The organism is Luteibacter sp. HAY1-4A, from assembly GCF_056755355.1.
In genome coordinates this window covers 1-13,645 of the sequence record NZ_JBNDHZ010000043.1, presented here as the reverse complement: position 1 = coordinate 13,645, position 13,645 = coordinate 1, and the positions used below count along the sequence as shown (strand labels likewise).

The 13,645-nt window shown below is 67.3% G+C and carries 12 protein-coding genes and 1 tRNA gene; 3 read left to right on the top strand and 10 right to left on the bottom strand.

Features of this window, described 5'->3' with window-relative positions; genetic code table 11:
* Nucleotide 1 precedes the first annotated feature (1 nt).
* The 7 genes from pth to ACPYOD_RS14470 form a co-directional block, all read right to left on the bottom strand.
* On the bottom strand, nucleotides 2-580 hold the full coding sequence (gene pth, locus ACPYOD_RS14500) for an aminoacyl-tRNA hydrolase (protein WP_481302433.1): 579 nt from the start codon (nucleotides 578-580) through the stop codon (nucleotides 2-4).
* Nucleotides 581-687: 107 nt separating this feature from the next.
* On the bottom strand, nucleotides 688-1,323 hold the full coding sequence (locus ACPYOD_RS14495; RefSeq protein ID WP_448100540.1) for a 50S ribosomal protein L25/general stress protein Ctc: 636 nt from the start codon (nucleotides 1,321-1,323) through the stop codon (nucleotides 688-690).
* Nucleotides 1,324-1,403: 80 nt separating this feature from the next.
* Nucleotides 1,404-2,360, bottom strand: coding sequence for a ribose-phosphate diphosphokinase (locus tag ACPYOD_RS14490; protein ID WP_481302432.1), 957 nt, complete (start codon nucleotides 2,358-2,360; stop codon nucleotides 1,404-1,406).
* 51 nt (nucleotides 2,361-2,411) lie between these two features.
* Nucleotides 2,412-2,488: transfer RNA gene (locus ACPYOD_RS14485), tRNA-Gln, on the bottom strand.
* A gap of 65 nt (nucleotides 2,489-2,553) precedes the next feature.
* Nucleotides 2,554-3,939 carry a 4-(cytidine 5'-diphospho)-2-C-methyl-D-erythritol kinase gene (gene ispE / locus ACPYOD_RS14480; RefSeq protein ID WP_481302431.1) on the bottom strand — a complete coding sequence of 462 codons (1,386 nt, stop codon included), beginning with the start codon at nucleotides 3,937-3,939 and terminating at the stop codon, nucleotides 2,554-2,556.
* 101 nt (nucleotides 3,940-4,040) lie between these two features.
* Nucleotides 4,041-4,670 (bottom strand): lipoprotein insertase outer membrane protein LolB, encoded by a 630-nt coding sequence (lolB, locus tag ACPYOD_RS14475; RefSeq protein WP_481302430.1) that lies wholly within the window; start codon nucleotides 4,668-4,670, stop codon nucleotides 4,041-4,043.
* 137 nt (nucleotides 4,671-4,807) lie between these two features.
* Nucleotides 4,808-6,517 (bottom strand): tetratricopeptide repeat protein, encoded by a 1,710-nt coding sequence (locus ACPYOD_RS14470; protein ID WP_481302429.1) that lies wholly within the window; start codon nucleotides 6,515-6,517, stop codon nucleotides 4,808-4,810.
* 133 nt (nucleotides 6,518-6,650) lie between these two features.
* Here ACPYOD_RS14470 and hemA point away from each other — a divergent pair, with 133 nt between their 5' ends.
* From hemA to ppk2, 3 genes are all read left to right on the top strand, one after another.
* Nucleotides 6,651-7,922 carry a glutamyl-tRNA reductase gene (hemA, locus tag ACPYOD_RS14465; protein ID WP_481302428.1) on the top strand — a complete coding sequence of 424 codons (1,272 nt, stop codon included), beginning with the start codon at nucleotides 6,651-6,653 and terminating at the stop codon, nucleotides 7,920-7,922.
* A gap of 161 nt (nucleotides 7,923-8,083) precedes the next feature.
* A complete protein-coding gene (prfA, locus tag ACPYOD_RS14460) occupies nucleotides 8,084-9,166 on the top strand; it encodes a peptide chain release factor 1 (protein ID WP_481302427.1) in 1,083 nt (360 codons plus the stop codon).
* Between the two features lie 157 nt (nucleotides 9,167-9,323).
* Complete coding sequence (ppk2, locus tag ACPYOD_RS14455) at nucleotides 9,324-10,094, top strand: polyphosphate kinase 2 (RefSeq protein WP_481302426.1); 771 nt, start codon at nucleotides 9,324-9,326, stop codon at nucleotides 10,092-10,094.
* A gap of 165 nt (nucleotides 10,095-10,259) precedes the next feature.
* Here the strand turns inward: ppk2 and ACPYOD_RS14450 are convergent, their stop codons facing one another.
* From ACPYOD_RS14450 to ACPYOD_RS14440, 3 genes are all read right to left on the bottom strand, one after another.
* Entirely contained in the window at nucleotides 10,260-11,117 is an 858-nt protein-coding gene (locus ACPYOD_RS14450; RefSeq protein ID WP_481302425.1) for a cytochrome c oxidase assembly protein, read from the bottom strand.
* A 3-nt stretch (nucleotides 11,118-11,120) separates the two neighbouring features.
* Nucleotides 11,121-12,974: a GldG family protein gene (locus tag ACPYOD_RS14445; protein ID WP_481302424.1), complete on the bottom strand. Its 1,854-nt coding sequence runs from the start codon at nucleotides 12,972-12,974 to the stop codon at nucleotides 11,121-11,123.
* Between the two features lie 2 nt (nucleotides 12,975-12,976).
* Nucleotides 12,977-13,645 (bottom strand): ABC transporter permease subunit (locus tag ACPYOD_RS14440; protein WP_481302423.1); only part of this gene is annotated, 669 nt, incomplete at its 5' end.

Below are 13,645 nucleotides of genomic sequence, written 5' to 3'. Positions count from 1 at the left end.
GTCAGGCGACCGTGTGCAGGCGTTTCATCGCCTCGTCGAACTTGCCGTCCAGCGCCAGCGGCAGCACGTCGAACGCGCGCCCTATGCCGTGCATGATGGCGTCCTCGTCGGCCGCGCTCGGGCGCCCGAGCACCCACGGGGTGACCTTGTCCTTGTGCCCCGGATGGCCGATGCCGATCCGCAGGCGATGGAATTTGCCATGACCCAGGTGGGCCATGATGTCGCGCAGTCCGTTCTGGCCGCCGTGGCCGCCGTCGAACTTCATGCGGACAGTGCCGGGCGGAAGGTCCAGTTCGTCGTGGGCGACGAGGCACTCCTCCGGCGCGATTTTGTAGTAGCGCAGCGCCGAGGCGACGGCGATGCCACTTTTGTTCATGAACGTGGCCGGCTTGAGCAGCCAGACCGTTTCGCCCGCGATGCGCAGCTTGCAGGTCTCACCGTGCAGCTTGCCATCGAAGGCCCAGCGCTCGCCCTGGTCCATGGCCAGCGCGTCCACGCACCAGAACCCGGCGTTGTGCCGGGTCCTGACGTATTCGGCCCCGGGGTTGCCGAGGCCGACGATAAGACGGAGTGTCGCCATGAATTAAGGCGGGGCTTTGTGTGGGAGCCGCTTCAGCGGCGATGACGGCCACGGCGTCAACGCTCCGTTTGCTTTTCGCCGATGAATCGGCTCCCACATGGCGCCGATTACTTCTTTTCTTCGGTCGGGGCTTCGCCACCCTCGACGGTCGGATCCACTTCTTCCTGGATCGAGGCCACGGTGACGACGGCGACGTCGTGCTCCTTGCCAAGGCCCAGTTCCGGGATTTCCACGCCGGCCGGCAGCTTGAGGTCGGACAGGTGGACGATGTCACCGGCCTTCAGGTCGGCGAGGTCGAGCTCGATGAACTCCGGCAGGTTGCCCGGGAGGCACGAGACCGTCACTTCCGTCAGGTTGTGCGAGATGACCAGACCGGCGGTCTTGCCGGCCGGGGACTTCTCCTGGTTCAGGAAGTGCACCGGAACGGCGACGCGGATGGCCTCGTTCTCGTTCACGCGCTGGAAGTCCATGTGCAGCATGAGCTGCTTGAACGGGTGCTTCTGCCAGTCCTTGATCAGGACCTTCTGCAGCTTGCCGTCGACGGTCAGGTCGATCACCGACGAATAGAACGACTCGTAGCGCGAGCCGAGCAGCACGTCGTTGTGGAGGACCTGGATCGCCTGCGGGGCTTCGCCCGCGCCGTACACGATCGCCGGCACGTAACCCGCCGTGCGAAGGCGGCGGCTCGCACCCTTCCCTTCCACACTGCGGCTCGTGGCCGTGAGCTGATGATTGGTAGCCATTGGTGTTGCCTCAAGTAAACCGCCTCGCGGCGGTGGGTAAAGGACTCCCCCGCGACCAGGGGAGTCCGAAAGACGGTGGATCAGTCGATGTAGAGCGAGCTCACCGATTCGCCGAAGGCGATGCGGCGGATCGTCTCCGCGAGCAGTTCCGCGACCGACAACTGGCGGATTTTCGCACAGTCGCGGGCGTTGTCGCGCAACGGCAGCGTATTGGTCACCACCAGCTCGTCGAGCTGGGAGCGCTCCAGGTTGTCGATCGCGGCACCCGAAAGCACCGGGTGCACGCAGTAGGCGACGACCTTGCGGGCGCCCTTTTCCTTCAGCGCCACCGCGGCGGCGCAGAGCGTGCCGGCGGTGTCGACGATGTCGTCCACCAGCACGCAGGTCTTGCCTTCCACGTCGCCGATGATGTTCATGACCGTGGCCACGTTCGCCTTCGGGCGGCGCTTGTCGATGATCGCGAGGTCCGCGTCGTCCAGGCGCTTGGCCAGCGCACGCGCGCGCACCACGCCGCCGACGTCCGGACTGACCACGATCAGGTCGTCCATGCTGTGGTGACGCCAGATGTCGGCCAGGAGCACCGGCGAGGCGTACACGTTGTCCACCGGGATGTCGAAGAAGCCCTGGATCTGGTCCGCGTGCAGGTCGATCGTGAGCACGCGGTCCGCACCGGCCGTGGCGATCATCTTCGCCGCCAGCTTCGCCGTGATCGGCACGCGGGCCGAACGCGGGCGGCGGTCTTGCCGCGCGTAGCCGAAGTACGGCATCACCGCGGTGACCGAGCCGGCCGAGGCGCGCTTGAGCGCGTCGATCAGCACCAGCAGGTCGAAGAGGTTTTCCGCGCTGGGCGCGCCCGTCGGCTGGATGACGAACACTTCCTGCTTGCGTACGTTCTCCTCGATCTCGACCTGCGCCTCGCCATCGCTGAACCGGCCGACGAGGGCCTTGCCCAGGGGAATGCCGAGGCGGGCGGCAACATCGTCGGCGAGCGCGCGGTGTGCGTTGCCGCTGAACAGCATCGGGGTGGACGTATCCACGAAGGAACTCCTGGCGTGAGTGGGTTGGTTCGGCTCTGCCACCGCGAGCGGTGGCTGGGGCGGCAGGATTCGAACCTGCGCATGCGGGAATCAAAATCCCGTGCCTTAACCAGCTTGGCGACGCCCCAACAATTCGTTCCGGCGAACCAACGGCCCGCCATGGCTTTGCCGCAGCCCGCGGCCCTACCCGTTCTTACGACACGATGCCCCTTGCCTCGATCCGGCGCCGCGCCAACAGCAGCGGCGATGGATCGACACCCGCCGCCACATGGGCCGTGAAGCCCCCGGGACAGCGCGAGGCGACGCCAAGCGCCGCCTCGTGGGTTCTTGTTTCCAGGAAGACGCAGCCGCCGCTGCCGGAGAGACGGGCGTGACCGAAGCCACCCAGCCAGTCCAGCGCCGCTGCCACCCGAGGGTGGCGCGCACGAACCACCGGCTCAAAGGCGTTTTCCGCCGAATCCCCGGAAACAAAGGATGAAATTGTCGCCCGAGGGGCAGTACGTGTCAATTCGGGAGCCGCGAAGAGCGCCGCCGTGGGCACGTGTTCATGGGGATCCACCACCACATACCAGCGGCGCGGAAGGCGCACCGGCGTGAGGCGTTCACCCACCCCTTCGGCCCAGGCGGAGCGGCCTCGCACGAAAACGGCCACGTCGGCACCCAGCCGGGCGCCCAGCGCGGCCAGCGCGTCCTCGCCCAGTCCCGTGCCCCACAACGTGTCCAGGCCGACCAGGACGCTGGCCGCGTCGGAACTGCCACCACCCAGCCCGCCGCCCATGGGAATGCGTTTCGCCACGGCGATCTCGGCACCCAGTGGCGTTCCCGTCTCCTCGGCGAGCAGGCGGGCGGCCCGTACGGTCAGATCGGCGTCCTCGGGAACGCCTGGGACGGGCGTGGGCCGCACGATCGCACCATCCGTCCGCACTCGCAGCCGGACCTCGTCGCCCCAGTCGAGCAGGCGGAACACCGTCTGGAGGTCGTGGTAGCCGTCCTCACGGCGGCCCAGGATGCGCAGGAACAGGTTGAGCTTCGCCGGAGCCGGCCAGACCGTCCACTCCCCGGGTGCCAGCGGCGCCAGCGGGCGCCGCATGAACACGCGCAGGTGGTCGGGAAAGCCGTTCGCGCGGTCGCGTTCCAACGCCTCGGCGAACTCGGGCGCGTGCTTGTCGACGGCCGTGAAGCCATGCTTCGCATAGAACGGCGCATTCCACGGCACGTCCGCCAGCGTACCGAGCGTCACTTCGGCATACCCTGCCTCGCGGGCCCAGGTACAGGCGTGCTCCAGCAGCGCGGCGCCGATGCCCCGGCCACCGAAGGCAGGAAGCACGTCGATTTCCGCGATGCCGATCGCGTCGTCGCCCTCCGGGGCAAGGCACACGAAACCCACGACGTCGCCGTCGACGACGGCGACCCATACCAGGCCGCGGGCAATCAGTTCGCGGACGGTGTCGATGGGCAGGGCCAGGCCCGAGTACGACGACCAGGCCTCATGCCCGCGGAAGAGTTCCACCGCGGCACGCTCGATGTCGCACAGGCGCGCAGCGTCGTCGTCGCGTGCGCGTGAGATGGTGAAATGCATCGGGGAAGCCAAGGCTTTGGAGGCGCGAAGTATAGGTGCTTGCGGGAGCCGCTTCAGCGGCGATCCCGCGGCAGCGGGCGAGTTTGGCGCACCTCTTGACGCTATTTGCCGAACGTCCAGTCTTCGATCGAAAGCCGGACCTTGTACGGCGCCTTCTCGGCAAACACGCGGGAGGGCATCGGCGGCTGGCGCGCGGTGTCCCACTGTTTGTAGTCCACCGTCCAGCCGTCCTGGACGATGCGGGAGGGCAGACGATCGGCACCGAAGGCGATGTCCGCCGGCCCGCCATCGGCACGCAGGCCGAGCACCCAGCGCTTCAGGTCGGCCATCGGGATCTGCCAGCCTACCGCGCTGGCCATCAGCGATTCGGCGTCCGGGCCTCGCCGGGGGCCACCGTCGAGGCCTTCGAGCTCCGCACCGTCGGGACCGCCGGTAAGGCGGAAGCTGCGTCCGGTGACCGGGGCACGTACCGTGAATTCATACCGTTCGCCGTCCTGGCGCCATGTGAGGCCGCCGGACCCCGAGTCCTTTCCGTTGGACACGGACAGGCGCCCTTCGAGCGTCCAGTGGTCCGTATCGCCAAGCGCTTTCTCGCGCTGTTCCTGTACGCCGAGCGTGGCCGCGTCGCCGGGCTGGTGAAGCGGTGCGCGCGTGGTGGCGCAGGCGGCGAGCAGAAGCGCAGCCATCGCCACGAACGAGGTTCGGCGGCACAGCGAAACAATCAGGGTCATGGCGGAACTCGAAGGGGTCGAGGGAGCACCTGTAGGAGCCGCCATGGCGGCGAGGGCCAGATGGCCGTCTCGTCCGACGATGTCGCGAGAGTGACTCGCCGCCATGGCGGCTCCTACAGGAACAGGAGGGACGCTGCTCAAGGCTTGAGCTTCTGCTCGGTCTTTTCCAGCGCGGCGTTCTTCGGATCGATCCGGCGCACTTCGTTCAAGAGCTTGCGCGCCTCGTCGCGACGCCCGCGGCTCCACAGCACTTCCGCAAGGTGTACGCCGATCTCGGCGTCCTTTCGCTGTGCCCATGCGCCACGCAACGTGCTCTCGGCCTGATCGAGCTGGCCCTGGCGGTACTTCAGCCAGCCCCACGAGTCGGCGACCGACGGGTCGTCGGGTCGTGCCGCGCGGGCGGCCTGGATCAGGTTCTGCGCTTCGCCGAGGTCGCGGCCGCTGTCGGCCAGCGTGTAACCGAGCGCGTTGCTCGCCTCGATGTCGCCCGGTTTCAGCGAGAGCACCTTGCGGAAGTCGGCCACGGCGTCGTCGATCCGGCCGGCTTCCGCGTAGGCCAGACCGCGGCTGTACAGCATGTCGGTGTCGTCGGCCTTCACGCGCAAGGCCTTGTCGAAGGCTTCCGCGGCCGCGTCGAAACGCCCGGCATCCATGTAGAGCTCGCCGTCGACCGCGAACGCCTTGAGCAACTGCTCCGGACGATCGGCATACGTGGTCTGCAGCTCGGCGACGATCTCGTGCGCATCGTCGTCCTTACCCTGCTGATGGAGGATGACCGCACTGCGCACGGACGCGTCGAAGATGCGCGGATCGTCGTCGCCGACGGCGGCGTACCAGTCGAGAGCGTCGTCCTGCTTGCCCAGCAGTTCCGCCATCTGACCCAGGATGAAGGCGTTTTCGGCTTGCACATCGTCGGACTGCCGGCGAATTTCGCCGTAGAGGCGGACGATCGCGGCCTTGTCCTCGGCCTTGGCCGCGAGGCTGAGGCGCATCGCATAGGTGTCGGCGTTCTGCGCGCCGGTGGCAAGGAGCTTCGTCGCGGCCTTGGTGTCGTTCAGTTGCACCAGCACGCTGGCGTAAGCCATCCGGAGGCGCGGGTTCTTCGGGTCGCGTTCCACCGCCTTGGCGAAGAGTTTCCTCGCGCCGGCCTTGTCGCCGGCCTGGAAGGCTCTCTGCCCAGCCCAGGCGTAGGTGGTTCCGTTATGGAAACGAGCCAGCGCGGCGTCGCCGATGGTCGTCGCGTAATCGTGGCGGCCAAGGTTCTCGCCGAGTTCGCTCATGGCGAGCCAGGCCGTGGCGTCGTTCGGAAGCCGCTGCGGCGTGGCGATGCGTTCCAGCAGCACGCCAGCCTGCGCGGCGTCGCGTCCGGTGACGAGGATGCGGCCGAATTCGCGCCACGCATCGGGATCGCCGGTGGCGATCAGTGCTTCCAACTGGCGCTGCGCCTCTGCCGTGTCGCCACGGTCGAGGGCCATGCGGGCCCGGGCGGAAGCCAGTTCGGCCGGCTTCGCGCCGAGCGCCGCCCAGCGCTCCACCGCCTTCGCCACGGCATCCTGGTCGTGCACCGCCAGCGCCAGTTCGGCGGCGCGGGCCGCCACCTTCGGGTCATCGCTGAGAACGGCAGCACGGCCATAGGCCTCGGAGGCCGATTTGAGGTCGCTGGCGGCCAGGGCGAAGTCGCCGGCCATCAGCTGGGCCTGGAGGTCGCGCTCCGGCGGCACGATGGCCACGGTCAGCCGATCGAGCGGCTGGACGCCGGTGCGCGTGGCCTTGGGGGCCTCGGCCGGGCGCATCGTGGCGCAGCCGGCAAGGGCCGCCACCGCCAGCAGCACTGCAAAATGACGCACTCGCTTGAACTTGGACCGACCGCTCAGCACACTACTCTCCGTCTTTCCCGTTGGGCACCTGCAAGCGCCGGCGCCTTGGTAGGGGCACAATGCGCCCTTAGCTTAGCCGACGCCACCCAAGCCGACCCCCGTCATGCCACTCATCGCCCTCGGGCTCAATCACCTCACCGCGCCGGTCAGCCTGCGCGAGCAGGTGGCCTTCGACGCAGCGGTGGCACCCGAGGCGCTGGGCGACCTTACCCGCCAGCCGGGGGTCGAGGAGGCGATGATCCTCTCCACGTGCAATCGCACCGAGCTGTACTGCAGCGTGGCGGAGGGTTTCGAGACGGTGCCGGGCCAATGGCTGTCGCGCCAGCACCGGTTGACCCCGCAACGCCTCGACGAGTTCCTCTACCGCCACGACGAACACGACGCCGTGCGCCACATGTTCCGTGTGGCCACGGGGCTCGATTCCATGGTGCTCGGCGAACCGCAAATCCTGGGCCAGGTGAAGGAGGCCTACCAGCAGGCCCGTTCCGCGCAGAGCCTGCGGGCGCCGATGGAGCGTCTGCTTCAGCACACCTTCGCGGTGGCGAAGCGCGTGCGCACGGATACCCGCATCGGCGCGCATACCGTTTCGGTCGCGTATACGGCCGTCCGGCTGGCCGAGCAGGTCTTCACCGACCTGCGCCAGGCCTGCGTGCTGCTGATCGGCGCCGGCGAGACGATCGAACTGGCCGCCCGCCACCTCGCCGACAAGAACGTGCGGCGCCTCATCGTCGCGAACCGCACGCTCGAAAACGCGCAGGAGCTGGCCGGGCGTTACGCCGGTTATGCCATTTCGCTCGCCGACCTGCCCCGCCACCTCGCCGAGGCGGACATCGTCATCACTTCCACGGCATCGCGGAACCCGGTGGTCACCCGTCCGATGGTGGCCGATGCGATCGCCGCGCGCCGCCGCCGGCCGATGTTCATGGTGGACATCGCCGTGCCGCGCGACATCGAGCCCGATGTCGCCACACTGGATGACGTGTATCTCTATGGCATCGACGACCTGAAGCAGGTCATCGACGAAAATCGCCGCTCCCGCGAACTGGCCGCCCGCGAAGCCGATGCCATCATCGACCTCCAGGTCGAGCGATACATGTCCTGGCGCCGCGCCCTCACCCTGCGCAATCCAGCCGTCGACCTCCGCCAGGCCGCCGAGGCGCAGCGCGACGAGGTGCTGGCGAAGGCCCAGGCGATGCTGGCGAAGGGGCGGCCGGCCGAGGAAGCCCTCGCCTTCCTGGCGAACACCCTCACGAACAAGCTGCTGCATACGCCAAGCGCGCGTCTGCGCGACGCCGCCATGGCGGGCGACCTGGACCTGCTCCACGCCGCCGGCCGCCTGTACGGGCTAGACCCGGACGACGACCTTTCCGCATGATGTGCGGATGACCCCGGGACGACATGCAGTCGCCCGGGTCCTGGAGCCTGCTTTGTGTGGGAGCCGCTTTCAGCGGCGAAAGCCAACGCAGCGGAGATGCCGCGAGGCCTATCGCCGATGAATCGGCTCCCACACAAAGCAAGCCGCACAGCATTGACCGAATGACGCCCTCGATCCGCCGCAAACTCGAAGCCCTTGCCGAACGCCATGAGGAAATCGGCCTGCTGCTCGCGCAGCCTGACGTACTCGCCGACAGCCAGCGCTTCCGCGAACTCTCGCGCGAGTACGCGCAGCTGGAGCCCGTGGCCGCCTCGCTGAAGGAACACGACCAGGCCGAGCGCGAGCTGGCCGACACGCGCGCCATGCTCGACGACCCCGAGATGCGCGACATGGCCGCGGACGATATCGACCACATCGAGGCGCACCTCGCGAAGCTCGACAGCGAGCTGCAGGTTCTGCTGCTGCCGAAGGACCCGCGCGACGAGGGCAACCTGTTCCTGGAAGTGCGCGCGGGCACCGGCGGCGACGAGGCCGCGATCTTTGCCGGCGACCTGTTCCGCATGTACGCGCGCTACGCGGAGCGCCAGCGCTGGAACATCGAGATCCTCAGCGCCAGCGAGGGCGAACACGGGGGCTATAAGGAAATCGTCGCGCGCATCGAGGGCCGCGGTGCCTACTCGAAACTGAAGTTCGAATCCGGCACCCACCGCGTGCAGCGCGTGCCCGAAACCGAATCACAAGGACGCATCCACACCTCCGCCGCCACCGTGGCGATCCTGCCGGAGCAGGACGAGGTGGGCGACATCGAACTGCGCGACGCCGACCTCAAGGTAGACACCTTCCGCGCATCCGGTGCGGGTGGCCAGCACGTCAACAAGACCGATTCGGCCATCCGCATCACCCATCTGCCCACCGGCACGGTGGTGGAGTGCCAGGACGAACGCAGCCAGCACAAGAACCGCGCCCGCGCCATGAGCCTGCTGAAGGCACGCCTGCTCGACGCCGAGCGGAGCAAGCAGAGCGCGGCGCAGGCGGAGTCGCGTCGCCTCCAGGTCGGCTCCGGCGACCGCAGCCAGCGCATCCGCACGTACAACTTCCCGCAGGGCCGCATCACCGACCACCGCGTGAATCTCACCCTGTACCGGCTGACCGAGGTGATGCAGGGCGACCTCGACGAACTCGTCGACACCCTCACCCGCGAACACCAGGCCGACGAACTGCAGACCCTCACCGCCGCAGGCTGAACGGGACTGCTTTGTGTGGGAGCCGCTTCAGCGGCGATGGGTGCTTGCGGCAACCTTGCCCGCTGCCGCGGGATCGCCGCTGAAGCGACTCCCACATAAAGCACGCTCCGTACACATCGATGAGGCACACTCGAACTTCAGTCCGAGGAGCCGCCGCATGGGCAAGAAGAAAGAATACGAAAAAGCGCTGGAAGACCTGCAGGTCGAGCTCGTCGGCCTCACCCGCTGGCTGCGGCTCACCGGCAAGCGCATGCTGGTGATCTTCGAAGGCCGCGACGCCGCCGGCAAGGGCGGCACCATCAAGGCCATCACCGACAAGCTCGACACCCGCGCGGCCCGCGTGGTGGCCCTCGGCAAGCCCAGCGCTACCGAGGAATCGCAGTGGTACTTCCAGCGCTACGTGGCGCACCTGCCCGCCGCCGGCGAGCTCGTCCTGTTCGATCGCAGCTGGTACAACCGCGCCGTCGTTGAGCCCGCCATGGGCTTCTGCACCGACGACCAGTACGAGCGCTTCATGAAGGCCTGCCCTGTCTTCGAGAAGATGCTCGTCGACGACGGGATCATCCTCCTCAAGTACTGGCTGTCGGTCGACCAGGACGAGCAGGAGGAACGCTTCGCCGAGCGCGCGGCCGATCCTCTGAAGCGTTGGAAGCTGTCGCCCGTGGACGTGAAGGCTCGCGAGAAGTACGCCGAGATGGGCGACCTGCGCGACGCGATGATCCAGAAGACGCATACCGACGACGCACCGTGGTTCGTGGCCGACTTCGACGACCAGAAGACCGGCCGCCTGAACCTCATCCGGCACATGCTCGACCAGCTTCCCGACAAGCAATCCCCCGACAAGGAGTTCGACCTGCCGCCGCTGGAGGGCAAGCCGAAGAAGGACAAGGTGACTGCGAAGGCGGAACGGGTGCCGAAGGTTTATTGAACCGAGCAACGCGCGATATGGGCGTGGTGGCTTCGTACGCGCTGAAGTCACTGGGCCCCTGCCTTCGCAGGGGCGACGGGACTGAGTTACCGAGTCTCTGCCTTCGCAGGGGCGACGGGACTGAGTTACCGAGTCCCTGCCTTCGCAGGGGCGACGGTTATCGGGCTATGGATGCACGGTGGTGGGGCGCCGTGACCGAGGTGCACGCCGGGGCAACCGCCCGTTGCGCGACAGGCGCAGCCACTGGCGCAGTGCGAGCAGCCCGCCGATCGATTCGATCATCGCTGCCGGCACCCACATGATGACACCGCCGATGAGCTGCCCGGTAAGCACGTTCATCGTGAAGGCCCGCCCGCATATCTCGAAGATCGGATAGAGGTCCGTCTTCGAGAAGGTGACGATGGCGCCCGCCACGATCTGCGGCGTCATGGTGATCGCGGGCGACAGCACGCGCCAGCCGGGCGACATGCGCCCCGGCGGCTTCGGCCGGTGATCCAGCACCAGCCACCAGTAGGAAAGGCCGGAAAGCACCATCGACCAGTTCATCGCCCGGTAGATGCGCCAGTCCAGCATGGCAAGCGTCTGCATGTCCGGTATCAGCCAGACGAGGATCAGCGCCACGAAGAACAGCGTGACGAAGGCCGGATTGAAGGCCACGGACGCAATGATCCGCCATGCCACCGACTGCCCCGCCCTGCGCACGTGCACGCGCCGGCGCAACGGCAGGCCGGCACGCAGGGCCGTTCCGGGATAGGCCGCGATCAGGAGCAACGGCGCCAGGTGATGCAGGAGCACCTGCTGGATGCGATGCATGAAGAATTCATGCTCGGCGAAATAGTCGAAATACGTGTGCAGGGACACGTACACCAGCCCCATGCCCACCCAGAAGGCCGCCTGGCGCGCCGCGGGTACGTGGAGGCGCCGCGTACCCCGCACATAGAGCCACGCGGTGCCGGCGAACGTCAGCAGGAACACCCAGGAGAATTCCCAGGGCACGATCCACTTCAGCATGGCGTCGAGCATCGCTCAGACCACGCGCCGGCTGCGCCGGGTGCGACGCCAGCCGTAGATCAGGCCGAACAGGGCCACCAGCCCCGGTACCAGCACGATGTTGATGAACTTGAGGCGCAGGCCTAGGGCATCGATCTCCGCATTGAGCTGGTGCTGCACCTCACGAAGCTCCTTGCCGATGGCGAGCTTTCGTTGCAGGTATTGCTCCACCTCGCGGCGCTGTTCGCCTGTCGCCGTGGCGGGCGTTGCCGCGTTCTTGGCCGGCTGCAGTTCCGTGAGGCGGCGCTGCGTCTCGTAGAGCTCGTTTTCCAGTTCCCGCTTTTTCACGAGGAACTTGCGATCGGCGGCCGCCTGCAACGCACGCACCTTGGTGAACGGACGTTGCGAGTTCACCCGGCCGCGAATCGACAACAGCGCGGTCGATCCGCCGAGGTTGTCGACGATGTTCGCCACGAAGTCGCCGTTGTTCGCAAAGGGAGTGAGCTGCTGTTGGCCCAGCAGCGGCTGCACGTCGATCCACAAACGGTCGGAGAGCAGGTCCGTATCGGCGACGAGAACCACCTCACCCGGCGCCGCCGCCTGGGCCAGGTGATCCTTGTCATGGCGTTCCGGGAACGCCGTGCGGAAGGTATCGCGCAGCCGCGCGGCCAGCACGTAGCGCTCGTGCGTGGGCTGGTAGTTGTCCAACAACACGGACGGATCGGATGCGGCATCGCGCACGCGCTGAGCGGGCACCACGGCGGCTTCGTCCGAGGTCTGCACCAGGGGAATGAGGCGAGCCTTCGTTTCCGGCGCCAGTTCGAAGAATCCCGCCGAGGAGAAATTCACTCGCTGCAGGCTCGCCGTGACCACGTCGTCGTGGTTGAGGTCCTGCGCGCCCAGGCCCAGCATGGCCGGGTGCGCGATGCTGTTGCCGTTCAATTCGATGGTGAGCGCCTGCGACCTGTCGAGCACCACCTTGGTGGGGTCGTAATCCACGCCCCATGCCTCGAACAGCCGGCGCAGGTCCGAGTCGTGGTCGTCCACCACGCCGTGCGAGTCGACGAGCGGCGCGTTGTCCATCTCCGCATCGGGGTCGACGTAGACCACCAGGTGGCCACCGTGCAGCACGTACTGGTCGATGGCGTAGAGGGCGTCGTCCGGCAATCGCTTGGGATGGATCAGCAGGAGGACCTTGATGGACGGGTCGATGTGCGTGAGGCCGTCGGGGTCGATGTTGGTCACCTCGGCCAGCTGGTCCAGCTGGCGCACGACCGCCCATGCCGGCTCGCCGATCACGAGGTTGCCCTCGACGGGCAATGAGCTGATCACGCCCAGGTGCGGCTTCGTCGGCATGCCCAGTTCGTAGAGCAGCTTCGCGATGTCGTATTCGACGAAGGATTCGCGAGCCGGATCGAAGAAGGGGATGGCCTGCGGCGGTACGTCGCCGGCGTTGCTCATGCCCACCAGGCCGAAGAACACGCGCTCGCCGTTGCTCCCGCCGCTGGCGGGCGACAGCCCGTAGCTTTCCGCGGCGTCCTCGTCGTCCGAATAAGGCACGGGATCGATGACCCTGAAGCGGATGCGTCCGTGCGCCCGCACGGCGATCTCGCGCAGCATCTCGTGCACGCGCTGCTCGTAACTCCGCAGCTGTGGCAGGTCGCGCGTGGCATGCTCGGAGAAATAGAGCGTGAGGGTGAGCGGCTTGCGCAGGCCGTCGACGATCTTCTGGGTACCGGGCGTCAGCGTGTATATGCGGTCGGCGGTGAGGTCCATGCGCGCGGTGCGCAGCGACATGGAACTGATGGCGATGGCCACGAGGAACAGCACCGCGATGCCAAGAAGGGCAAGGCGCAGCAGGAAGGAGCGCGAGACCTGCAGGCGGCGCATCGTCAACGCGTCCGCTTGAGGTCGAGCACGACGACGCTGGCGGCGAGCCAGGCGACGATCGTGGCGAAGAAGTACACGAGGTCGCGCAGGTCGAGAACACCCCGGGCGATCGCGTTGGCATGCCGCGTGATGCTGAGCTGGCCCATGGCGCCGAGCAGCTTGGGTGGCACCGAATCCTGGAAGAAGTCGAGCACCTGCGGCTGGCCCACCAGCAGGAGCAGGAAGCAGACCGCCGCGGTGAGGATGAAGGCGATGATCTGGCTGCGCGTGCTGGTGGACATGCAGGTGCCGATGGCGATGAAGGCACCCGCCATCAGCCAGCTGCCGACATAGCCCGCCAGCACCACGCCGTTGTCCGGGTCACCCAGGTAGTTCACCGTGATCCAGATGGGGAACGTAAGCACGAGGCAGATGCCGATGAAGGTCCACGCCGCCAGGAATTTACCGAGTACGGCCTGTGAGATCGTCACGGGCAGCGAGAACAGCAGTTCCAGCGTGCCGGAGGCGCGCTCTTCGGCCCAGGTGGGCATCGTCACCGCCGGCACCAGCACGAGGTAGAGCCAGGGATGCATGTCGAAGAACGGCTGCAGGTCGGCCAGGCCGCGATCGTAGAAATCGCCGGTGTAGAAGGTGAGCAGCCCCGCCAGGACCAGGAAGATCACCATGAAGAC

Bases quoted from the DNA above. Each gene is read 5' to 3' on its own strand.
- pth (WP_481302433.1), bottom strand. From the start codon at position 580: ATGGCGACACTCCGTCTTATCGTCGGCCTCGGCAACCCCGGGGCCGAA.
- ACPYOD_RS14495 (WP_448100540.1), bottom strand. From the start codon at position 1,323: ATGGCTACCAATCATCAGCTCACGGCCACGAGCCGCAGTGTGGAAGGG.
- ispE (WP_481302431.1), bottom strand. From the start codon at position 3,939: ATGCATTTCACCATCTCACGCGCACGCGACGACGACGCTGCGCGCCTG.
- lolB (WP_481302430.1), bottom strand. From the start codon at position 4,670: ATGACCCTGATTGTTTCGCTGTGCCGCCGAACCTCGTTCGTGGCGATG.
- hemA (WP_481302428.1), top strand. From the start codon at position 6,651: ATGCCACTCATCGCCCTCGGGCTCAATCACCTCACCGCGCCGGTCAGC.
- prfA (WP_481302427.1), top strand. From the start codon at position 8,084: ATGACGCCCTCGATCCGCCGCAAACTCGAAGCCCTTGCCGAACGCCAT.
- ppk2 (WP_481302426.1), top strand. From the start codon at position 9,324: ATGGGCAAGAAGAAAGAATACGAAAAAGCGCTGGAAGACCTGCAGGTC.
- ACPYOD_RS14450 (WP_481302425.1), bottom strand. From the start codon at position 11,117: ATGCTCGACGCCATGCTGAAGTGGATCGTGCCCTGGGAATTCTCCTGG.
- ACPYOD_RS14445 (WP_481302424.1), bottom strand. From the start codon at position 12,974: ATGCGCCGCCTGCAGGTCTCGCGCTCCTTCCTGCTGCGCCTTGCCCTT.